Consider the following 22,684-nt stretch of genomic DNA (forward strand, 5'->3'; position numbering starts at 1 on the left):
CGCCCATGCTGAATAAACGCTACTTGCCATCGATCGCTGCATTGCAGTGCTTCGAGGCCGTCACCCGGCATTTGAGCTTCACCCGGGCCGCCGAAGAGTTGAACCTGACCCAAAGCGCCGTGAGCAAACAGGTCGCGCAACTCGAAGAGCTGTTGCAGCACCTGCTGTTTCGCCGGGTGCGCCGCCGCCTGCAGATGACGCCGGCTGGCGATCTGTACCTGGTTGAGGTGCGAAAAATCCTCACGCAGGTCGAGATGTCGACCCATTACCTTCGTTCCTACGGTGGCGAAACGGAAGTCCTGCGGGTTTCGACGCCCCCCACTTTCGGTGCACGCTGGCTGGTGCCGCGCCTGAAAGGCTGGCGCCTGCGGCATCCGTCGATCCACCTGGACCTGTGCAGCGAGCAGGAAGCCGACGACCTGCTGCAAGGTCGCAGCGACCTGGCGTTCTACTTCGGCCAGGGCTCACGGCCCGGCACCGAATGCCTGAAGCTGTTCGGCGAAGAGCTGGTGCCGGTGTGCGCCCCGGGCAGCCTGCCGGACACACCGTTTACCGATCCGACGCAACTGGCTGACCTGGTCCTGCTGCAAAACGCTTCCCGCCCCCAGGCCTGGCATGACTGGTTCGACCATCAGGGCTACCACACCGAGCACAGCTACCACGGACCGCGCTTCGAAACCTTTTACATGTGCATCCGCGCCGCCCAGGTCGGCTGCGGCGTGGCGCTGTTACCCCGTTTTCTGGTGGAAGAGGAACTGGCCGACGGCAAGCTGGTCATTCCCTGGCAGCATGCAATGCCCAGCACCGACGCCTACTACCTGGCGTACCCGGAGCACTCGGCGGAAGTCCCCAAGGTGCGGGACTTTGTGAAGTGGATGCTGGAGCAGATCGATAGCCCGGATGTGATGCAACATTAAACCCTTGCACAATCCCTGTGGGAGCGAGCTTGCTCGCGATGGCGTCATTGAATTCAATATTTGAATTGCCTGTCAGTCCGCTATCGCGAGCAAGCTCGCTCCCACAAGGATCTGCTGCAGGCTAAAAAATTGCTGGCGATCCCCATCACCGTTATGCGCCACTAGCTCTATTCAATGTGGAGAATCCCCGTTATGAGCGAGAGTGTGTTTGCCGATCGCATCGTGCAGAACCTGCTCGACACCGACTTCTACAAGCTGACGATGATGCAGGCGGTGCTGCACAACTACCCGAACGTCGAAGTCGAATGGGAGTTTCGTTGCCGTAACAGCGAGGACTTGCGCCCGTACCTGGCGGAAATCCGATTCCAGATCGAGCGCCTGGCCGAACTGAGCCTGAGCGCCGACCAGTTGAGCTTTCTGGAACGCATCAGCTTCCTGAAGCCGGACTTCCTGCGCTTTCTCGGGTTGTTTCGCTTCAACCTGCGTTACATCCACACCGGCCTCGAAAACGGTGAACTGTTTATCCGCCTGCGGGGCCCCTGGCTGCATGTGATCCTGTTCGAAGTGCCGCTGCTGGCGCTGGTCAGCGAAGTGCGCAACCGCTATCGCTACCGCGAAGTCGTGCTGGAACAGGCCCGTGAGCAGCTCTACCGCAAGTTCGACTGGCTGAGCGCCAACGCCAGCAGCGACGAATTGTCCGAATTGCAGGTGGCCGATTTCGGCACCCGTCGTCGCTTTTCCTACCGCGTGCAGGAAGAAGTGGTGAATGTGCTCAAGCACGATTTCCCCGGACGCTTCGTCGGCACCAGCAACGTTCACCTGTCCCGGGAGCTGGACATGAAACCCCTGGGCACCATGGCCCACGAATGGATCATGGCGCACCAGCAACTTGGCCCGCGGCTGATCGACAGCCAGATCGCCGCACTCGATTGCTGGGTCCGTGAATACCGTGGCCTGCTGGGGATTGCCCTGACCGACTGCATCACCATTGATGCCTTCCTCGGCGATTTCGATCTGTTTTTCGCCAAGCTTTTCGACGGTTTGCGCCACGACTCAGGCGATCCGGTGGTTTGGGCGGAAAAAGCCATCGCCCACTATCACAGGCTCGGCATCGACCCGATGAGCAAGACGCTGACTTTCTCCGACAGCCTGACCCTGCCCAAGGCTCTGGAGATATTCCGGGCGCTGCGCGGTCGGATCAATGTCAGCTTCGGCATCGGCACCAACCTGACGTGTGATATTCCGGGTGTCGAACCGATGAGCATCGTGCTTAAAATGACCGCCTGCAACGGCCAGCCGGTGGCGAAGATCTCCGACGAGCCAGGCAAGACGCACTGTAAAGACCCGAATTTCGTCGCTTACTTGCGACACGTTTTCCAGGTTCCTGCCGCCCTTTCAAGTACATCAAGCAAGGAGTGAATTCATGCAAGCCGTACAGCGTGAGATTGCTGAACAGCTCAAGGTCCAGCCGCCATTCGCCGACGAAGCCGCCCTTGAGGCCGAAGTCGCCCGGCGGGTGACCTTCATTCAGGACTGCCTGGTCAATTCCGGGCTCAAGACCCTGGTACTGGGCATCAGTGGTGGTGTCGACTCCCTCACCGCCGGCCTGCTGGCCCAACGGGCCGTCCGTGAACTGCGCCAGCGCAGCGGTGATGCCGCCTACAAATTCATCGCCGTGCGCCTGCCCTACGAAACCCAGTTCGATGAACATGACGCCCAGGCTTCAGTGGATTTCATCAAGCCGGACGAGCGCCACACCGTGAACATCGGTCCGGCGGTCAAATCCCTGGCCAATGAAGTGGCGGCCTTCGAAGGCAAACATGCGGTGTCGGTGGACTTCGTGCTCGGTAACACCAAGGCGCGCATGCGCATGGTCGCCCAGTACACCATCGCCGGCGCGGCCCATGGCCTGGTGATCGGCACCGATCACGCGGCGGAAGCGGTGATGGGTTTCTTCACCAAGTTCGGTGACGGCGCCTGCGACCTGGCGCCACTGAGTGGCCTGGTGAAAAATCAGGTCCGCGCCATCGCCCGCAGCTTCGGCGCGCCGGAGTCGCTGGTGGAGAAAGTCCCGACCGCCGATCTGGAGGACCTGTCGCCCGGCAAACCGGACGAAGCGTCACACGGCGTGACCTATGCCGAGATCGATGCGTTCCTGCACGGCAACCCGGTGCGTGAAGAGGCGTTCAAGATCATTGTTGATACCTACAACAAGACCCATCACAAGCGGGTGATGCCGTTTGCGCCTTGAGGCGTGAGTGAATGAAAAAGCCCGCTGAGGAGTGATCCCCAGCGGGCTTTTCTTTGGCCAAAACATGCGTTGATGCTTCTGGCCCCTTCGCAAGCAAGCCCGCTCCCACAGGTACGGTGGTGGCCCTGTGGGAGCGTGGCTTGCCCGCGATGAACGATAACGCGGTGGTCAGTCTTACTTCAGGGTCACGGTGCCTTTCATCATCGAGATGTGGCCCGGGAACGAGCAGAAGAAACCGTATTTTTCATTGGCGTCGAGCTTCGACACGTCGAAGGTCACCGAGTCGGTTTCCTTGGCGCCGATGATCTTGGTGTGGGCGATCACGCGGGCGTCGCCTTCCTTCAGGTAGTTCTTGTCGATGCCGGCGCTCAGGCCGTCGGTGGCGATCGGCTGCATGTCGGCTTCTTTACTCAGCACCCAGTTATGGCCCATGACGTTCTTCGGCAAGCTGCCGGAATGCTTGAGTTCCACGGTAAACGTCTTGCAGCTCTTGTCGATTTCAATAGCCTTCGTGTCGAAAGACATCTGGTCGGTGGAGTCGACGGTGACTTTGCACTCTGCAGCCATCAATTGGCTGCTGGCCAGTGTCAACAGGGATACCGCAACAAGTTTGGCAAACATGGTGAATCTCCAAGGCAGGGTTAAGGAAATCGCGAATAAACAGAAGACTGCCTGAAAACTTCGCAAGTTCATATGACTTGAATCAAAAATTGTATACAACTTTCGCGCTATGGCACCGATGCGAAATATCTACCGGCCAAGTGTCTGGTCCGGGCCTATCATCAGGCCGTCCCCCTTCAAATGGAATGCCCATCATGTTGATCAACAGTCTGCTGTGCAGTTTGCTGGCCGCCTACGCCTGCGGCGCCAGCGGCACGTACGAAACCCCAGAACACCAAGTCTAGCCCTTGGAGTGCCGTGCGCCTGCCTTTACTCTGTGGCCCTGATCGACCAAGGAGCAAGGCATGTCTTTAACATCCGTTTGTGTATTTTGTGGTGCCAGCACCGGCACCAACCCGGCTTACCGCGAAGCAGCCGTGGCCCTTGGCCGGGCGTTGGCCGAGCGCAAGCTGACCCTGGTGTATGGTGGTGGCGCCGTGGGCTTGATGGGCATCGTCGCCGATGCGGCCCTGGCGGCCGGCGGTGAAGTGATCGGCATCATCCCGCAAAGCCTCAAGGACAAGGAAATCGGCCACAGCGGCCTGACTCGCCTGGAAGTCGTCGATGGCATGCACGCGCGCAAGGCGCGGATGGCCGAGCTCAGCGATGCCTTTATCGCACTGCCCGGCGGCCTTGGCACCCTCGAAGAGCTGTTCGAAGTCTGGACCTGGGGCCAACTCGGCTACCACGGCAAACCGCTGGGTTTGCTGGAAGTGAATGGTTTCTACAGCAAATTGACGTCTTTTCTTGATCACATCGTCGGCGAAGGCTTCGTTCGCGAGCAGCACCGTGACATGCTGCAAGTGAGCGAATCGCCGCAAACCCTGCTCGATGCTCTGGATGCCTGGCAACCGTCCATAGCGCCAAAATGGGCCGAGCAAAAACCCAGCTAACGGCTCGACACCGATACAGGGCAGAATATGCGCCGCTCAACCTCACCTTCGACCCCAGAGGATCGCCCATGGCTAAACCTAATTATTCCTTCGCCAAACGTCAGAGAGACTTGGCCAAGGAGCAGAAGAAAGAGGAAAAGCTTCAGCGCAAGAAAGCTACAGCTGAAGAAGCGGCACTGAACCCTGAGGGTGAAGTGGCGGCAGAAGACGATGTTGATGCACCGAAAGACTCGGCGCCCGACGCCTGAGAACCTCCGGGCCGGTTGATCTGATCCGGCCCACCGGATCTGTGTAAAGGGTTGGCAGCTTTGCTGCCGACCCACACAGGCCAATCGAATGACCCAAACACACCGTAATTCCCTGTGGGAGCGAGCTTGCTCGCGATGACGGCCGCACATCCAATATCAAATTGACTGACACACCGCTATCGCGAGCAAGCTCGCTCCCACAGTTGATCTTCGTTAATCCAGTGGCATCACAGTGACGCGAACTTCCGGGTCGTGGTTCCCTCCCCCAAGAATCACCCCCCGCAACGGCGACACATCGGAAAAATCCCGGCCCCAGGCCAGGGTGATGTGCTCCAGTGCCGGTTGCACATTGTTGGTCGGATCGAAATCCACCCAACCCAGCACCGGGCAAAACACCGAGACCCAGGCGTGGGATGCATCGGCACCAATCAGCCGTGGCTGGCCAGGTGGCGGCTGGGTCAGCAGGTAGCCGCTGATGTATCGAGCGGCCAAGCCCCGGGAGCGTACGCAGGCGAGCATCAGGTGGGCAAAGTCCTGACATACCCCGCGCCGACGCTCCAACACTTCTACCAGCGGCGTCGCGACTTGGGTCGCTTCGGCGTCGAAGGTAAATTCGCTGAAAATTTTCTCCATCAAAGCCTGAACGCCGAGCAACAGCGGCCGCCCCGTCGGGAAGCAGCTCTCGGAAAATTCGACGAAGTTGCGCTTCAGATGCACGTAAGGTGATTCGAAGCGGTAACGGCAGGCTTCAAGCAATTCGGGCGACAGCGGCTGACTGCTGTAAGTCAGCGCGCTACGGGTGTCTTCCCATGGGGGTGAAAGATTGAAGTCCAGCGCGGGCCGGGGAAGTACCTCGATCGTGAGGCTGGCATTGACCAGCAGCTCATCATGAGGACGTTCAAACGCCAGCCGGGTCAGCGGATTGCCGAATACATCCAGTTCATCGCGGCGCGAGGTCGGCTGCGGACTGATCTGCAATTGCCGGTCGGTGCAGCGCTGCCAGGCACAAGGCCGCGGCCACAAATGCGCCAGTTGCTGGGCCAGGGACACCGGGCTGTCGTAGTGATAATGGGTGTCGTGGAAAATCTGGTAGTGAGCGCTCATCAGACGGACACCGTGCGCTGGCTGACATCATCGACATGAGCGAAATGCCGCAGCGCCAGGCGATCGGAAACCTGCCCGCTGGCGTCGGCGATCTCTTGCAGCAGAGCGGCCAGCCCCTCGATGGCAGCGCGAACACTCGCGTCGCCGAACAGCGGGTTTTCCAGGCAGCCCAGATCGAATCGCGCCAGACGCTCGACCAATTGCGGCAGCGCTGCTTCACGCGGCACGCCAAAGTCATCGTTGAGGCGTTTGAGTGTGCGGGTCACCAGTTTCAATTGGAACAACACGGCGTGAGGGTTCTGCTCGTCGAGCAATAGCAGGTCGAGCACCGGGATCAGCTGCGCCACCGCCAGGTATCGAGAACGGTAAGTGATGCTGCTGTTGCCCAGTTCCAGCAACCACTCCAGCCCGGCCTGATCGAAAGCCCCGGCGCCCCGCAGGAACGCCGCCAGGCTGCCGCTGAGAAATTGCAGGCGTTCGATTCGCCGGCCAATCATCAGGAAACGCCAGCCTTCATCCCGGGTCATGTCGTCCAGGGCAAAGCCGGACAGCGCCGCCAGGGACATCACCAGACGATTGAGAAAATCCAGCAACTCACCGAAATCCGGCTCTTCGGTTTCCAGCTCCATGGCTTCGCGCTGCAACTCCACCAGCGCCTGCCAGTTTTCCCGCGAGAGCTTGCCGCGCACCTGCGAAGCAGCCCACTGCAAGCGTTGCAGGTTGGAACGCAGACTGAACGGCCAGTCATCGCCGAGCAGCGCCGCCAACAGGCGTTCCGGCAACTCGCCCTCATCGGGCAACAGCATCAGCCGCTCGCCGAGGTCCACCGCTGCCTGCAAGGCTTGTGGGTCGTCGCCGTCGACATAGCGCGCCAGCATGATGCGCAGCAAACGGGCGCTGTCGTCGCAACGCTCGCAATAACGACCGAACCAGAACAGGTTTTCCACCACCCGCGATGGCAGGTACGGATCGCGCCGCACCAGGTCATGCACACCGATGTTGCGTTGGGCCTTCCATTGTTCGCCGCTGGGCGCACGATCGCCCAGCACCCAGGTGTCTTTACTGGCGCCGCCGCGCTGCATCGACACCACTTCGGCATCGGCTTGGGCGGCGACCCGGGTCAAGCCACCGGGCAGTACCCGATATCCCTCGCGGCTGGCCACTGCATACACGCGCATGCCGATGGCACGGGGTTGCAGTTGACCGTCTTCGGCTTGCCAGATCGGTGCCTGGGACAATTGCGCAAGCTCTTGCGCCACATAGGCATAAGGACGCGCCTGCATGCGCTCTGCGAGCTCCTTGCGCTGTTTTTCACTCAAATCACGGCCAAATACCGGTGCAAAGCTCTGGGACGGAAACGCCGGCTTGATCAGCAACTCTGGAAGTTTCTCCAGGGCCTGGGCCAGAACCGGCGCTTCACCGCACCACCAGGTGGCGATGGACGGCAGGATCAGTTCTTCGCCAAACAGGAATTGATTGATCTTCGGCAGAAAACCCAACAAACCCGGCGATTCCAGCACACCGCTGCCGAGGGCGTTGGCCACCAGAACCCGCCCCTGCCGCACAGCCTCAAGCAGGCCAGGCACGCCGAGGGCGGAGTCGGTTCGCAGCTCCAGCGGATCGCAGAAGTCATCGTCGAGCCGGCGCATGATCGCGTGGACCCGACGCAGGCCACTCAGGGTCTTCAGGTAGACCGTGGCATCGCGCACCGTCAGGTCACCGCCCTCCACCAGCGGATAACCGAGCTGACGAGCCAGATACAGATGTTCAAAATAGCTTTCGTTGAAACGCCCCGGTGTCAGCAGTACCACCAACGGTGCGTCTCCGTCACTCGGGGCCTGACGGACCAGGGTTTCCTGCAAGGTGCGGAAGAAACCGGCCAGGTGCTGCACTTTCAGATCACGGTACAGCTCGGGAAAGGCCCGGGACACAATCGTGCGGTTTTCCAGCGCATATCCGGCTCCCGAAGGCGCCTGGGTACGATCCGCCGTCACCCACCAGCGGCCATCGGGTGTGCGCGCCAGATCCACGGCATACAGATGCAGAAAGGCTCCGTCAGGCGGGCTGATGCCCTGACAGGGCCAAAGGAAGTTGTTGTGACCGAACACCAGCTCGGCGGGCAGCAGACCTTCGGCGATCAGCCGTTGCGGACCGTAAAGGTCAGCCAGCACGGCATTGAGCAACCGCGCCCGCTGAGCGATGCCGGCCGACAACTGTTGCCACTCGTCAGCCGCGATGACATGGGGCAGCAGGTCCAGCTCCCACGGCCGGTCCGCGCCCTTGGGGTCGGCATAGACGTTATAGGTAACGCCGTTTTCCTGAATCTGCCGGGTCAGCAGGGCCTGACGCTGCACCAGTTGTGCCGGCGTGCTGCGTTGCAACTGTTCGAACAGCCGGCGCCAGTGCGGGCGCACGGCGCCACTGTCGTCGAGCAGTTCGTGATAGGTGCCCGCCGTCAGCGGGTAGCGGTCTAGCAGGTCAGGCATGGAAAGCTCGGCAGACAGCAATGAACGGTCAGACTAACGCAGGCTCGTGACGCCCTGATATACGAAAAACCCGAGCGTCGCGTACGGTTTAGAAACGTCGCAAATCGAGTGTCATCGGCAACTCGTCGCTGATTTCCAGATTGGGTACAGGAAACTTTCCCGGCGTGTGTCCGATGCGGAAAAAGCGCGCCATTCGCCGGCTCTCCGCTTCGTTGGCATTCACCGGCAAACTGTCGTAGTTGCGCCCGCCCGGATGGGCGACGTGGTACTGGCAACCGCCCAGCGAGCGCTGCATCCAGGTGTCGAGCAGGTCGAACACCAGGGGCGCGTGGACCGCAATGGTCGGTTGCAGGCAGTTAGCCGGTTGCCAGGCACGGAATCTGACGCCAGCGACGAATTCGCCTACACGCCCGGTGGGCTGCAATGGCACCGGAATGCCGTTGCAGGTCAGCAGATATCGCTGGGGCGGCAAGCCGCTGAGCTTGACCTGCAAACGCTCCAGTGACGAATCCACGTAGCGCACCGTACCGCCCATGGCGCCCTCTTCGCCCAGCACGTGCCAGGGCTCGAGCGCCTGGCGCAGTTCCAGCGCAATGCCGCTGACGGCGTAGTCGCCAACCTTGGGGAAGCGGAATTCCAGATGCGCGGCGAACCATTCGGCACGCACCGGATAACCGGCGGCGTTGAGGTCGACGATGACATCGGCGAAGTCTTGCTCGATAAAGTGCGGCAACAGGAAGCGATCGTGCAGCTCCGTGCCCCAGCGCGCCAGTTTCGGCGGCGCATAGGGCTCGCGCCAGAACCGCGCAACCAGCGCCCGCAGCAACAATTGTTGCGCCAGGCTCATGCGCGCATGGGGCGGCATCTCGAACGCACGTAGCTCCAGCAATCCGAGGCGCCCGGTGGCACCGTCCGGCGAATAGAGTTTGTCGATGCAGAACTCGGCGCGGTGGGTGTTGCCGGTTACATCGATCAGCAGGTTGCGCAGCAGTCGATCCACCAGCCATGGCGGGCACTCCTCACCCGCTTCAGGCATCTGCGCGAAGGCGATTTCCAGCTCGTACAAGGCATCGTTGCGCGCCTCATCGACCCGCGGCGCCTGGGACGTCGGGCCGATGAACAATCCGGAAAACAGGTAGGACAGCGACGGATGGTTATGCCAGTAGCTGATCAGGCTGCGCAGCAGATCCGGGCGACGCAGAAACGGTGAGTCCCCCGGTGTCGCGCCACCCAGCACGAAATGATTACCACCGCCCGTGCCGGTATGCCGGCCGTCGATCATGAATTTCTCGGTGGTCAGCCGAGTCTGGCGCGCTTGTTCGTAGAGAAATTCGGTGCGTTCGACCAGCTCATCCCAGGTCGCGGACGGCTGCACGTTGACCTCGATCACCCCCGGGTCCGGGGTGATGCGCAAGTTGCTCAGGCGTGGATCGCTCGGCGGTTCATACCCCTCCAGCAACACCGGGCACATCAGCTCTTCGGCGGTGGCTTCGATGGCAGCGACCAGCTCGAGGTAATCCTCGACCCGTTCCAGCGGCGGCATGAACAGGTACAACCGGCCTTCCCGCGCCTCGGCACAGAACGCCGTGCGGGTCAGCCAGTCGGCGGATTCGTCGATGTTTGGCGCACGGTCTACTGCGACGGCTGCGCCTTGGCTCTGAAGCTGCCCTGTGTCGGGCAGCGTCGGGAAATCCTGATTCGGGTCCTGCGGATAAATGAACGGATACTCCGCCGCCTTCACCCAAGGCTGCGAACCCAGCGGCAAGCGATAACCGAGTGGAGAATCCCCCGGCACCAGACGGCAGTGCTCATCGCGCAGATACCAGCGCCCGCTCTGCCACTGGTCGCCCTTGGCGGTGCGCGCCAGCGGCAGAACCTGGCCGATGACCTTGTCCAGGCCTTGACTGAAGACCTTGCGCAGACGCGCACGCTCCAATGGCTCTTCCAGGCGTGAGTCTTCGGCGCTGACGTTTTGCGGCAACATGCCTTCGCGCCAGAGGTAATAGAAATTGTCTTCGTAGGCTGGGAACACAAAGCGTGTCGGAATCTTCAAGCGTTCGGCGACACTCGCCAGAAAACGCCCGGCAAGCGCACCGTCGGCGCCATAATCCTCCTGCTCGTCGGCGATCAGCGCGCTGTTGTGCCAGATCGGCAGGCCGTCACGGCGCCAGTAGCAATTGAGCGACCAGCGCGGCAGTTGCTCGCCGGGATACCACTTGCCCTGCCCGAAATGCACCAGCCCCTGGGGCGCGTAGTGCTTGCGCATGCGCTGGAACAGTTCGGCGGACAACCGTCGTTTATCCGGCCCCAGCGCCGCGGTATTCCACTCGGCGCCGTCCGGGTCATCAATGGACACAAAGGTCGGCTCGCCACCCATGGTCAGGCGTACATCGTCTTCCAGCAAGTCGGCATCGATCCGTCGGCCCAGGGCCTGGATCGCCAGCCACTGATCGTCGCTGTAGGGCTTGGTAACCCGTGGTGCTTCCCAAATCCGCTCCACGGACATTTCGTGGCTGAATTCGCACTCGCAGGGTTCCACCAAGCCACTGATCGGCGCCGCAGAGGACGGATCGGGACTACAGGCCAACGGAATATGTCCTTCACCGGCAAACAGTCCGGAGGTGGCATCGAGGCCGATCCAGCCGGCGCCGGGCAGGTACACCTCGCACCAGGCGTGCAGGTCGGTGAAATCCACGTCGGTGCCGGACGGACCGTCGAGACTTTTGACGTCGGCGGTCAGCTGGATCAGGTAGCCCGACACAAAACGCGCCGCCAGCCCCAGGTTGCGCAGCAGTTGCACCAGCAACCAGGCGGAGTCGCGGCACGAACCGGAGGCCTGGTCGAGGGTGTGCTCAGGTGTTTGTACGCCGGGCTCCATGCGGATCAGGTAGTCGATGTCTTCGCTCAAACGCTGGTTGAGCGCGACGAGAAAGTCCACGGCGGGTAACGGTGTGCGGTCGATGCCGTCCAGGTAGGCCTTGAACTTCGGCGTCAGGGGCAGGGTTTCCAGGTACGGCGCCAGCTCCTTGCGCTCATCCGCGGCATAGGTGAAGGGGATTTTTTCCGCGTAGGGTTCGAGGAAGAAGTCGAACGGATTGAAGATCGCCATTTCGGCCAGCAGATCGACTTCGATTCGCAACTCTTCGGTTTTTTCCGGGAACACCAGCCGCGCCAGGTAATTGCCCTGAGGGTCCTGCTGCCAGTTGATGAAGTGCTGTTCGGGGGAGACTTTCAACGCATAGGACAGAATCCGCGTGCGGCTGTGGGCGGCGGGACGCAGGCGAACGATCTGCGGGCCGAGTTCGACAGCGCGGTCATAGCGGTAATGCGTGACGTGGTGCAATGCGACATGAATCGACACGGCGTGCCTCCTGCGAGCCTTGAGCGTATTGGAAAGCGCGCAAGACTTATGCCATCCAGCAATGCTGGCGCTTTCCTCGGTTGCCTGAGGCAGTACAGCACCAAAATCGGGCGATGCGGGAAAATGGTTTGGCACAGGTGCACGTAAATGTGGCAACCAGCCAGAAATTGGTTGGCAGTTCCGGCCTCTTCGCGGGCAAGCCCGCTCCCACAGGGTTTTGCTGTGAACACAAAACTGCGGACAACCCCAATAACCTGTGGGAGCGGGCTTGCCCGCGAAGAGGCCATTGGTTCCAGCACAAATGGTTGAACCCTGAAACGCAAAACGCCAACCCGAAGGTTGGCGTTCTGTTCAGTTCAAGCGAGGCTTAGCGCGGCACGACCGGCTTGCGGGTCGGCTTTGGCCCCTTGCCTTTGGCCGCATCCTTGCGTTCCTTGGCCGCCTGCTGGTTGCGGGCGAACGCCGCAGCCTTGGCCTGTTCGCGCTTGTCCCACGGGTTGCCGCCATCGCTGGCACGCGGTGGCAGGCCGGTGTGCTGGGTCAGGATCTTGGTGGTCTTTTCCCCTGCAACCTTATGGCTGCCCGCCGGCGTCGAGTTCTTGCGACGGGCGCTCTGGTAGCTGTCAGTCGACGGCTGATGCAAAGGAATCAACTGGTTCTTGCCCGGCCCGATCAGGTCGGCGCGGCCCATGCGGGTCAGTGCCTCACGCAGCATCGGCCAGCCTTTCGGGTCGTGATAACGCAAGAACGCCTTGTGCAGTCGGCGCTGCTCCTCGCTCTTGACGATGGTCACCGCGTCACTCTTGTAGGTGACCTTGCGCAGCGGGTTCTTGCCCGAGTGGTACATCGCGGTGGCGGTGGCCATCGGCGACGGGTAGAACGCCTGCACCTGGTCGGCACGGAAGCCGTTGCCCTTGAGCCACAGGGCCAGGTTCATCATGTCTTCATCGGTGGTGCCCGGGTGGGCGGCGATGAAGTACGGAATCAGGTACTGCTCCTTGCCCGCTTCCTTGGAGTACTTCTCGAACATGCGCTTGAACTTGTCATAGCTGCCGATGCCCGGTTTCATCATCTGGTTGAGCGGACCTTCCTCGGTGTGTTCGGGGGCGATCTTCAGGTAGCCACCGACGTGGTGGGTCACCAACTCCTTGACGTACTCCGGCGACTCGACCGCGAGGTCATAGCGCAGGCCGGAAGCGATCAGGATCTTCTTCACACCCGGCAATTCACGGGCGCTGCGGTACAGCTGAATCAGCGCCGAGTGGTCGGTGTTCAGGTTCGGGCAGATGCCAGGGAACACGCACGATGGCTTGCGGCAAGCGGATTCGATTTCCGGGCTCTTGCAGGCAATGCGGTACATGTTCGCGGTCGGGCCGCCGAGGTCGGAAATCACGCCGGTAAAGCCCGGAACCTTGTCACGAATTTCTTCGATTTCGCGAATGATCGACTCGTGGGAACGGTTCTGGATGATCCGGCCTTCGTGCTCGGTGATCGAGCAGAAGGTGCAGCCGCCGAAGCAGCCACGCATGATGTTCACCGAGAAACGGATCATGTCGTAGGCCGGGATTTTTTCCTTGCCATACGCCGGGTGCGGAATGCGCGCATAAGGCATGCCGAACACGTAGTCCATTTCTTCGGTGGTCATCGGAATCGGTGGCGGGTTGAACCAGACGTCGACTTCGCCGTGCTTCTGCACCAGCGCACGGGCGTTGCCCGGGTTGGTTTCCAGGTGCAACACGCGGTTGGCGTGGGCGTAGAGCACTGCGTCATTGCGGACCTTTTCCACCGACGGCAGACGAATCACGGTCTTGTCGCGGGTCATGCGCGGGCTGGCCAGGATCTGCACGACCTTGGCTTCCTGCGGATCTTCAACCGGACCTTTTTCCTGCTCGATGGCGCAGGCCTGGGTGTCCTGGGTGTTGACGTACGGGTTGATGATCTTGTCGATCTTGCCCGGACGGTCGATGCGCGTGGAGTCGACTTCGTACCAGCCTTGCGGTGTGTCACGACGAATGAACGCGGTGCCGCGCACGTCGGTGATGTCTTCGATCTTGTGACCGTAGGACAGACGCTGGGCCACTTCGACGATCGCACGTTCGGCGTTGCCGTAGAGCAGGATGTCGGCGCAGGCGTCGATCAGGATCGAGTTGCGTACACGGTCCTGCCAGTAGTCGTAGTGGGCGATGCGGCGCAGGGACGCTTCGATGCCGCCGAGCACGATCGGCACGTGCTTGTAGGCTTCCTTGCAGCGCTGGCTGTAGACCAGGCTGGCGCGGTCCGGACGCTTGCCGGCCAGGCCACCCGGCGTGTACGCGTCGTCGGAACGGATTTTCTTGTCTGCGGTGTAGCGGTTGATCATGGAGTCCATGTTGCCGGCCGCGACACCGAAGAACAGGTTCGGCTCGCCGAGCTTCATGAAATCGTCTTTGGACTGCCAGTTCGGCTGGGCAATGATCCCGACGCGGAAGCCCTGGGACTCCAGCAGCCGGCCGATGATCGCCATGCCGAACGACGGGTGGTCGACGTAGGCATCACCGGTGACGATGATGATGTCGCAGGAATCCCAGCCGAGCTGATCCATCTCCTCCCTGCTCATGGGCAGGAACGGCGCTGGCCCGAAACATTCGGCCCAGTACTTGGGATAGTCAAATAACGGCTTGGCTGCTTGCATGTCGATAACCGGTGTTGGCTTTCATTGAATTTCGCGGGCGCGGAATATAGCACAAATTTTGACCAATTCCGACGGCCATGGTCGGAAATTGCGGTGACCCCATCGCGAGCAAGCTCGCTCCCACAAGTTCGGCGTGATCCTTGTGGGAGCGAGCTTGCTCGCGATGAGGACCGATCAGACGCTACAAATTATTCGTCATCATCGAAATTGTAGCTACCCGGCGCCAGGTTCTCGAAGCGGGTGTACTTGCCGATGAACGCCAGGCGGATAAAGCCGATCGGCCCGTTACGCTGCTTGCCGATGATGATTTCGGCGATGCCCTTGTGCTCGGTCTCCGGGTGATACACCTCGTCGCGGTAAACGAACATGATCACGTCGGCGTCCTGCTCGATCGCTCCGGATTCCCGCAAGTCGGAGTTCACCGGGCGCTTGTTTGGCCGCTGCTCCAGGGAACGGTTGAGCTGCGAGAGCGCCACCACCGGGCAGTTGAATTCCTTGGCCAGGGCTTTCAGGGATCGGGAGATCTCGGAAATCTCGTTGGTCCGGTTGTCACCGCTGGAGCCCGGGATCTGCATCAGTTGCAGGTAGTCGATCATGATCAGGCCAACATCACCGTGTTCACGCACCAGACGGCGGGTCCGGGCGCGCATTTCCGACGGACTGATGCCAGCGGTATCGTCGATGAACAGCTTGCGGTCGTTGAGCAGGTTGACCGCCGAGGTCAGGCGCGGCCAGTCGTCATCTTCCAGCTGGCCGGAACGGACCTTGGTCTGGTCGATACGCCCCAGGGAAGACAACATACGCATGATCAGCGATTCACCTGGCATCTCGAGGGAGTAAACCAGGACGGCCTTCTCGCTGCGCAACACGGCGTTTTCCACCAGGTTCATCGCAAAGGTGGTTTTACCCATGGATGGACGGCCAGCGACGATGATCAGGTCGGACGGTTGCAGGCCGCTGGTTTTCTCGTCGAGGTCGGTGTAGCCGGTGGACAGGCCGGTGATGGCGTTGTCGGTGTTGAACAGGGTGTCGATGCGGTCGATGGCCTTGGTCAGCAGGTCGTTGACGCCCACCGGGCCACCGGTTTTCGGTCGGGCCTCGGCGATCTGGAAGATCTGCCGTTCAGCCTCGTCGAGAATCTCCGCGGCGGTACGACCTTCAGGGTTGAACGCGCTGTCGGCGATTTCGGTACTGATACCGATCAGCTGGCGCAACGTCGCCCGTTCGCGAACGATCTGCGCATAGGCCTTGATGTTGGCGACGGACGGGGTGTTTTTCGCCAGTTCACCGAGGTAACCGAGGCCACCGACTTGCGAAGTCTGACCTTCCTTGTCCAGTTGCTCGGACAGGGTCACGACATCGATCGGCATGTTCTGATCGGCCAGCTTGGCGATCGCACGGAAAATCAGGCGGTGGTCATGTCGATAGAAATCGCCGTCGGAGACTTGATCGAGCACACGCTCCCAGGCGTTGTTGTCCAGCATCAGACCACCGAGTACAGCCTGTTCGGCTTCGATGGAATGCGGCGGCACTTTCAGCGCGGCGGTTTGCAGATCGTATTGCTCAGGAGCGGAGATATCGTTCATGGCCACTTGGTTCTTGGTGATAAAAAGCAGAGGTTTCAGAAAGACAAAGGGCACGACCTGTAAACAGGATCGTGCCCGATGTTACCGGCAAGCACCCGAGGGTGCCAGCCGACAAGTGCTGCTTAAGCTGCTACCACGACAACGCGTACGGTGGCTTCAACTTCGGCGTGCAGGTGCACGGCTACGTCGAATTCGCCTACGTTGCGGATGGTGCCGTTCGGCAGACGAACTTCGCTCTTCTGCACTTCAACGCCGGAGGCGGTCAGTGCGTCAGCGATGTCGTGAGTACCGATCGAACCGAACAGCTTGCCTTCGTCGCCAGCGGTGGCAGTGATGGTCACTTCCAGCTCGGCCAGTTGGGCAGCGCGGCTTTCAGCCGATGCTTTGCGATCTGCTGCAGCTTTTTCCAGCTCAGCGCGACGCTCTTCGAACGCAGCCAGGTTGGCTGGGGTCGCAGCGGTAGCTTTGCCGTAAGGCAGCAGGTAGTTACGACCGTAACCAGCCTTAACGTTCACTTTGTCACCCAGGTTGCCCAGGTTGGTGACTTTTTCCAGAAGGATCAGTTGCATGTGAAAATCCTCTTAACTTTTAACCTTCACCGTTCGCGTTATCGGCATCTTTCGGTGCCGAACGACCGCGAAAATCAATCAGGCTGTCGACGATGGCCAGGACCACCAGCAACGGATAGATCAGTTGCATGAACAGCAACAGCGTCACGTACAACCCCACCAGCCAGAACCTGGCCAGTCGCTTCTGCGCCACCAGCCCGTGAATCAGGGCCAGCCCGGCGAACACCAGCGGTACGCTGCACAACGGCGTCAACATGGCCATCTGTGAACCGAGATTCGGCCCCAGAAGCATGCACGCCAGCAGCAACATCGCCGGCAACAGCGGGATGCGGATGGCGCGAAACTCGCGACCAAAACCGCCCGGGTTGTACAACAACGCCTGCCAGTAACGCCCGACAAGCAGGCTCAGCAAGCTGACGATTTGCAACAACGCCGCAATCAGGCCGGTCAGGACCGGTGCAATCAGGGACGCGAAACGCGCTTGTTCGTCTACCGACAACTTCTGGTAGACATCACCGAGTAGCGACGGCATGACTTTGATCAAAGCCTGCGCCAGCATCTCGATCTGGGGAGCAAAAGCTGTCCCCAACACCACTGAAAACACCACTCCCATCGCTATGCTGACCAGCAGCACGCGGTTCCAGGACTCGCTTGCGCGCAAAACCAACGCAAGGCTCGCAGACCCCAGCAGCACCAGAAGTGCCCGTGGGTCGTCGGAGTAAAGCCACCAGGCCAATGCCGGCAGCAGTCCCAGAGCAAGAACGCCCAGGGCGTCCCTCAATCCGCGCCGCAGGAGCACAAGGCATCCGGCGGCAGCACCCAACCAATACAACAACGGCAATGCCGCGCATCCAGCCACTACCAGAGTGGCCTGCATACGGCCGCGCATGATGAACTCAGCTATGGCCCGCATGCATTCAATCCTTTGCTACGTGTCGACTGCCTGGTCTCAGCGGCCGTGGCTGTCGGTGTAGGCCAGCAGGGCCAGGAAGCGGGCGCGCTTGATAGCGGTGGCCAGCTGACGCTGATAACGAGCTTTGGTACCGGTGATGCGGCTTGGAACGATTTTGCCGGTCTCGGATACGTAGGCTTTCAGAGTGTTGAGATCTTTGTAATCGATCTCTTTCACGTCTTCAGCGGTGAAGCGGCAGAATTTACGACGACGGAAGAAACGTGCCATGTAATTGGCTCCTTAAAAGGTCCGTGGATTACTCGTCAGCGTTATCGCTGTTGTCGCTGTCATCACTATCAGCGCTTTCAGCGCCTTCGTGCTCAGGACGGTCGCGACGCTCACGGCGCTCACTGCGGTTTTCTTCAGCCTTGAGCATCTCGGACTGGCCGGTAACGGCTTCGTCGCGACGGATGACCAGGTTACGGATCACTGCATCGTTGTAGCGGAAGTTGTCTTCCAGCTCGGCCAGGGCCTTGCCGGTGCACTCAACGTTCAGCATCACGTAGTGAGCCTTGTGAACATTGTTGATTGCGTAGGCCAGTTGACGACGGCCCCAATCTTCCAGACGGTGGATTTTGCCGCCGTCTTCTTCGATCAGCTTGGTGTAACGCTCAACCATGCCGCCGACTTGCTCGCTTTGATCCGGGTGGACCAAAAAGATGATTTCGTAATGACGCATGAATGCTCCTTACGGGTTGTAGCCTGCCGCTCAAAAGCGGTCAGACAAGGAGTGAATGACACTTATGGACTTGCGGACGCTAGACACGTTGGTGCCTGCCATCACAGCAAGGGGCGCAATTGTAGAGAAGGGGCGAGGGAGGCGCAAGGTAATTGGCGATTATTTGAACAACCCCAATCTTTCCCTCACTACAAAAACACTGTGGGAGCGAGCTTGCTCGCGATGGGGTCGCAACATTCGACATTAATGCTGAATGTTACACCGCTATCGCGAGCAAGCTCACTCCCACAGGAGATTTGCAGCAGGTCAGGATTTTTTGGCAGCAGCCTTGGCTTTGACACTGCGCTGACGCTGCGCTTCGAACAGGCAGACACCCGTCGCCACAGAAACGTTGAGACTGCTGACGCTACCGGCCATCGGCAGGTTGACCAGGTAGTCGCAATGCTCGCGGGTCAGGCGACGCATGCCCTTGCCTTCGGCACCCATGATCAGGATGGTCGGGCCGGTCAGATCCTGGTCATACAGGCTGACCTCAGCTTCACCGGCCGTGCCGACAACCCACAAGCCGCGCTGCTGGAGCTTTTCCAGGGTGCGCGCCAGGTTGGTCACGGCAACCAGCGGAATCACTTCCGCCGCACCGCAGGCGATTTTTCGTACAACCGGAGTCAGGGTCGCTGACTTGTCCTTCGGCACGATCACGGCCAGCGCGCCCGCCGCATCGGCGGAGCGCAGGCAGGCGCCGAGGTTGTGCGGATCGGTCACACCGTCGAGCACCAGCAACAACGGTGCGCCGTCGGTGCGATCGAGCAGCTCGTCGAGCATCGCCTCACCCCAGACCTGGCTCGGACTCACGTCCGCGACCACACCCTGGTGCACGCCTTCAACCCAGGCGTCCATTTCACGGCGCTCGGCCTGGCCGACCTGCACCCGGTTTTCGTTGGCCAACTCAATCAGCGTCTGGACCCGAGGGTCATTGCGACCTTCGGCCAACCAGATCTGCTTCACGCGTTTCGGGTGGTGACGCAACAACGCTTCTACAGCATGTACGCCGTAGATCTTTTCCAACTGACTCATGGCTTGGCCTTAGGTTTACGCGCCCCGCCACTCTTGGCTGGAGCCGAGCCCGCTTTTGGCGGGCCTTTACGATGTTTGCTCGGTTTGGCCGGCTTGCCGCCGACGGCCTTGTCAGGCGTCGACCGACTGGTCTTTCCCCCAGACGCCGCTTTACCGCCGCTTTTCGCACCGGCGAGCAACGCCTGCTTCATTTCACGACTTTTGCGCACTTCGGCATTTTTCGCCGCTGCATCGCTCGGGCGATAGGCCTCTACAGCCTTTTCCTTGGCAGGACGACGACCGGTTTTCGCCGGGGCCGGTTCTGCTTCGACTTTCGCAGCGGGTGCTGTGCTTTCGGTACCACGCTTCTTGCGGCCGATCGGCGCGCTGATGGTTTTCTCGGCCATCTCGAAGTCGATCTTGCGCTCGTCGAGGTCGACGCGCATGACGCGCACTTCCACGGTATCGCTCAAGCGGAAGCTGCGACCGGTACGCTCACCGGCCAGGCGGTGGTGCACAGGATCGAAGTGGTAGTAATCGCCCGGCAGTGCGGTGACGTGCACCAGGCCTTCGACGTAGATATCGGTCAGTTCGACGAACAGACCAAAACCGGTCACAGCGGTGATCACACCCGGGAACGACTCGCCAACGCGATCTTTCATGAACTCGCACTTGAGCCAGTTCACTACATCGCGGGTCGCTTCGTCGGCACGGCGCTCGCTCATCGAGCACTGCTCGCCGAGTTGCTCCAGGGCCGCTTCGTCGTACGGATAGATGCGCGCTTTCGGAATGGTCATCGCACCGGCACGGCGAACGTGCGGGGTGTTCTGCTTCGAATGGATCACGCTGCGAATCGCCCGGTGCGTGAGCAAGTCCGGGTAGCGGCGGATCGGCGAAGTGAAGTGGGTGTACGCCTCGTAATTCAGGCCGAAGTGGCCCTGGTTATCGGCGCTGTACACCGCCTGGCTCAACGAACGCAGCATGACAGTCTGGATCAGGTGGAAATCCGGACGATCCTTGATGCCGGCCAGCAGTGCCTGGTAATCCTTCGGCGACGGACCGTCCTTGCCTTTGTGCAGGGACAGGCCGAGCTCGCCGAGGAACGCGCGCAGCTTTTCCAGGCGCTCCGGTGGCGGGCCATCGTGAACGCGATACAGCGCCGGAATTTCGTGTTTCTTCAGGAATTCGGCGGTGGCCACGTTGGCCGCCAGCATGCATTCCTCGATCAGCTTGTGCGCATCGTTGCGCACGGTCGGACGAATTTCGGCGATCTTGCGCTCGGAACCGAAGATGATCCGGGTTTCCTGGGTTTCGAAATCGATCGCGCCACGTACGTGACGGGCCGCCAGCAACACCTTGTACAGCGAGTACAGCTGCTTGAGGTGCGGCACCACGTCGGTGTATTCACCGCGCAGCTTGCGCCCTTCGGTGGCTTTCGGCGTTTCCAGCATCGCGCTGACCTTGTTGTAGGTCAGGCGCGCATGGGAGTGAATCACCGCTTCGTAGAAGCAGTAGTCGGTCATTTCACCGGACTTGGAGATGGTCATCTCGCAAACCATGGCCAGGCGATCGACTTGCGGGTTCAGCGAGCACAAACCGTTGGACAGCTGCTCAGGCAGCATCGGAATCACGCGCTCGGGGAAGTACACCGAGTTGCCGCGAACCTGCGCTTCGGCATCCAGCGCCGAACCGAGTTTCACGTAGCTGGATACGTCGGCAATCGCCACGTACAGCTTCCAGCCGCCCGAGAACAGGCGCAGCTTGCCCGGACGGGCTTCGCAATAGACCGCATCGTCGAAGTCGCGGGCATCTTCGCCATCGATGGTGACGAACGGCAGATGACGCAGGTCGATGCGCTTCTCTTTGTCTTTCTCTTCGACTTCCGGCTTGAGCTTGCCGGCTTCCTTGAGCACGGCGTCAGGCCAGACGTGAGGAATGTCGTAGGTACGCAGGGCAACATCGATCTCCATGCCCGGCGCCATGTAGTTGCCCACGACTTCAACCACGTCGCCTTGCGGCTGGAAGCGTGGCGTCGGCCAGTGAGTGATCTTAACTTCGACGAACTGACCGATCTGCGCGTTGGCGTTACGACCTGGCGTCACCAGCACTTCCTGCTGGATCTTCGGATTGTCGGCAACCACGAAACCGATGCCGCCCTCTTCGAAGTAGCGGCCGACGATGGTTTCGTGAGCGCGGGACACCACTTCGACGATCATGCCTTCGCGGCGACCACGACGGTCCAGGCCGGATACCCGGGCCAGGGCACGGTCACCGTCGAACACCAGACGCATCTGCGCCGGGCTCATGAACAGGTCGTCACTGCCGTCGTCCGGCACCAGGAAGCCGAAGCCGTCGCGGTGACCGCTGATGCGACCCAGGATCAGGTCAAGCTTGTCCACCGGTGCATAAGTGCCGCGACGGGTATAGATGAGTTGAGCATCGCGCTCCATGGCGCGCAGACGGCGGCGCAGGGCTTCGATCTGGTCTTCTGTGGTCAGACCAAACTCTTCGACCAGTTGCTCGCGGTTAGCAGGCGAACCTCGATCAGCAAGGTGCTGAAGGATCAGTTCGCGGCTAGGAATAGGGTTTTCATATTTTTCCGCTTCACGAGCGGCCTCGGGATCGAGGGACTGCCAATCGGCCATTAGAGAGTTTTCACCTTGTCTATATGCGGGTTAGTTTGGCATAGGCGTAATGAAACGGGAAATTTCAAGCTAAGACGACCCATCTAAAGCCCTGTATCGACACCTCAAAGCTGAATTGCAGACCGTTGGTGAATTTTTTCAGGTTTTTTTGAGGCCGGGGGTTTACAGTTAAAAAGACGCTCCGTATAGTGCGCGCCATCGACGACGGACAACGTTGCCGATACTGCCCAGATGGTGAAATTGGTAGACACGCCAGCTTCAGGTGCTGGTGACCGCAAGGTCGTGGAAGTTCGAGTCTTCTTCTGGGCACCAATTTCGAGCTTGAGATTAGTTCAATTTCAAGGCTCACACAAAAACCCGCGAAAGCGGGTTTTTGCATTTTTGACCGCTGATTTATTAATTTTAAAATCAGGGGTTTACAGATCAAAACGCTCTCCGTATAGTGCGCCACATCAACAGCGGCAACGCTGAAGATGAATGCCCAGATGGTGAAATTGGTAGACACGCCAGCTTCAGGTGCTGGTGACCTTACGGTCGTGGAAGTTCGAGTCTTCTTCTGGGCACCAATTCAAATTCAAGGTTACGACCTTGGATTTCACAAAAACCCGC

The 22,684-nt window shown here is 60.4% G+C and carries 17 protein-coding genes and 2 tRNA genes; 7 read left to right on the forward strand and 12 right to left on the reverse strand.

Annotated features, from left to right (window positions below; all coding sequences use genetic code 11):
* Positions 1–5: 5 nt before the first annotated feature.
* The 3 genes from KW840_RS11265 (at position 6) to nadE (ending at position 3,168) form a co-directional block, all read left to right on the forward strand.
* Positions 6–917, forward strand: a complete 912-nt coding sequence (locus KW840_RS11265; RefSeq protein ID WP_218495180.1) for a LysR family transcriptional regulator — start codon at positions 6–8, stop codon at positions 915–917.
* Positions 918–1,109: 192 nt separating this feature from the next.
* Positions 1,110–2,336: a nicotinate phosphoribosyltransferase gene (pncB, locus tag KW840_RS11270; RefSeq protein ID WP_057712226.1), complete on the forward strand. Its 1,227-nt coding sequence runs from the start codon at positions 1,110–1,112 to the stop codon at positions 2,334–2,336.
* 4 nt (positions 2,337–2,340) lie between these two features.
* Positions 2,341–3,168 carry an ammonia-dependent NAD(+) synthetase gene (gene nadE / locus KW840_RS11275; RefSeq protein WP_090452833.1) on the forward strand — a complete coding sequence of 276 codons (828 nt, stop codon included), beginning with the start codon at positions 2,341–2,343 and terminating at the stop codon, positions 3,166–3,168.
* Positions 3,169–3,342: 174 nt separating this feature from the next.
* On the opposite strand, the gene azu is transcribed toward nadE, so the two are convergent.
* Positions 3,343–3,789 carry an azurin gene (gene azu, locus KW840_RS11280; RefSeq protein ID WP_057712228.1) on the reverse strand — a complete coding sequence of 149 codons (447 nt, stop codon included), beginning with the start codon at positions 3,787–3,789 and terminating at the stop codon, positions 3,343–3,345.
* Between the two features lie 344 nt (positions 3,790–4,133).
* Here azu and KW840_RS11285 point away from each other — a divergent pair, with 344 nt between their 5' ends.
* A complete protein-coding gene (locus KW840_RS11285) occupies positions 4,134–4,721 on the forward strand; it encodes a TIGR00730 family Rossman fold protein (protein ID WP_057712229.1) in 588 nt (195 codons plus the stop codon).
* A gap of 68 nt (positions 4,722–4,789) precedes the next feature.
* Positions 4,790–4,969, forward strand: coding sequence for a hypothetical protein (locus tag KW840_RS11290; RefSeq protein WP_007973286.1), 180 nt, complete (start codon positions 4,790–4,792; stop codon positions 4,967–4,969).
* A gap of 213 nt (positions 4,970–5,182) precedes the next feature.
* On the opposite strand, the gene KW840_RS11295 is transcribed toward KW840_RS11290, so the two are convergent.
* The 11 genes from KW840_RS11295 to rnr all read right to left on the reverse strand — a co-directional run bounded on the left by KW840_RS11295 (position 5,183) and on the right by rnr (position 22,075).
* A complete protein-coding gene (locus KW840_RS11295; protein WP_218495181.1) occupies positions 5,183–6,073 on the reverse strand; it encodes a transglutaminase family protein in 891 nt (296 codons plus the stop codon).
* The gene (locus KW840_RS11300) at positions 6,073–8,559 is read right to left on the reverse strand and encodes a circularly permuted type 2 ATP-grasp protein (protein ID WP_218495182.1); all 2,487 of its coding nucleotides are present in this window, start codon (positions 8,557–8,559) and stop codon (positions 6,073–6,075) included. Before KW840_RS11300 ends, KW840_RS11295 begins: the two co-directional genes overlap by 1 nt.
* Before the next feature lie 88 nt (positions 8,560–8,647).
* The gene (locus tag KW840_RS11305; protein ID WP_218495183.1) at positions 8,648–11,920 is read right to left on the reverse strand and encodes a transglutaminase family protein; all 3,273 of its coding nucleotides are present in this window, start codon (positions 11,918–11,920) and stop codon (positions 8,648–8,650) included.
* 367 nt (positions 11,921–12,287) lie between these two features.
* Positions 12,288–14,591, reverse strand: coding sequence for a YgiQ family radical SAM protein (locus tag KW840_RS11310; RefSeq protein WP_103397117.1), 2,304 nt, complete (start codon positions 14,589–14,591; stop codon positions 12,288–12,290).
* A gap of 188 nt (positions 14,592–14,779) precedes the next feature.
* Positions 14,780–16,177 (reverse strand): replicative DNA helicase, encoded by a 1,398-nt coding sequence (gene dnaB / locus KW840_RS11315; RefSeq protein ID WP_007915846.1) that lies wholly within the window; start codon positions 16,175–16,177, stop codon positions 14,780–14,782.
* Positions 16,178–16,299: 122 nt separating this feature from the next.
* The gene (rplI, locus tag KW840_RS11320) at positions 16,300–16,746 is read right to left on the reverse strand and encodes a 50S ribosomal protein L9 (protein ID WP_007973276.1); all 447 of its coding nucleotides are present in this window, start codon (positions 16,744–16,746) and stop codon (positions 16,300–16,302) included.
* A gap of 19 nt (positions 16,747–16,765) precedes the next feature.
* The gene (locus tag KW840_RS11325; protein WP_056725445.1) at positions 16,766–17,659 is read right to left on the reverse strand and encodes a hypothetical protein; all 894 of its coding nucleotides are present in this window, start codon (positions 17,657–17,659) and stop codon (positions 16,766–16,768) included.
* 36 nt (positions 17,660–17,695) lie between these two features.
* Positions 17,696–17,926, reverse strand: coding sequence for a 30S ribosomal protein S18 (gene rpsR / locus KW840_RS11330; RefSeq protein ID WP_002551829.1), 231 nt, complete (start codon positions 17,924–17,926; stop codon positions 17,696–17,698).
* Positions 17,927–17,954: 28 nt separating this feature from the next.
* Entirely contained in the window at positions 17,955–18,377 is a 423-nt protein-coding gene (rpsF, locus tag KW840_RS11335; protein WP_008048087.1) for a 30S ribosomal protein S6, read from the reverse strand.
* 306 nt (positions 18,378–18,683) lie between these two features.
* Positions 18,684–19,451, reverse strand: coding sequence for a 23S rRNA (guanosine(2251)-2'-O)-methyltransferase RlmB (rlmB, locus tag KW840_RS11340; protein ID WP_007973273.1), 768 nt, complete (start codon positions 19,449–19,451; stop codon positions 18,684–18,686).
* Complete coding sequence (rnr, locus tag KW840_RS11345) at positions 19,448–22,075, reverse strand: ribonuclease R (RefSeq protein WP_218495184.1); 2,628 nt, start codon at positions 22,073–22,075, stop codon at positions 19,448–19,450. The genes rlmB and rnr overlap by 4 nt, the downstream gene beginning before the upstream one ends.
* 225 nt (positions 22,076–22,300) lie before the next feature.
* Here rnr and KW840_RS11350 point away from each other — a divergent pair.
* Positions 22,301–22,387 (forward strand) — tRNA-Leu (locus KW840_RS11350).
* Positions 22,388–22,554: 167 nt separating this feature from the next.
* Positions 22,555–22,641: transfer RNA gene (locus KW840_RS11355), tRNA-Leu, on the forward strand.
* Positions 22,642–22,684 lie beyond the last annotated feature (43 nt).

The organism is Pseudomonas sp. PDM30 (genome assembly GCF_019218985.1).
Taxonomy (GTDB): domain Bacteria; phylum Pseudomonadota; class Gammaproteobacteria; order Pseudomonadales; family Pseudomonadaceae; genus Aquipseudomonas; species Aquipseudomonas jessenii.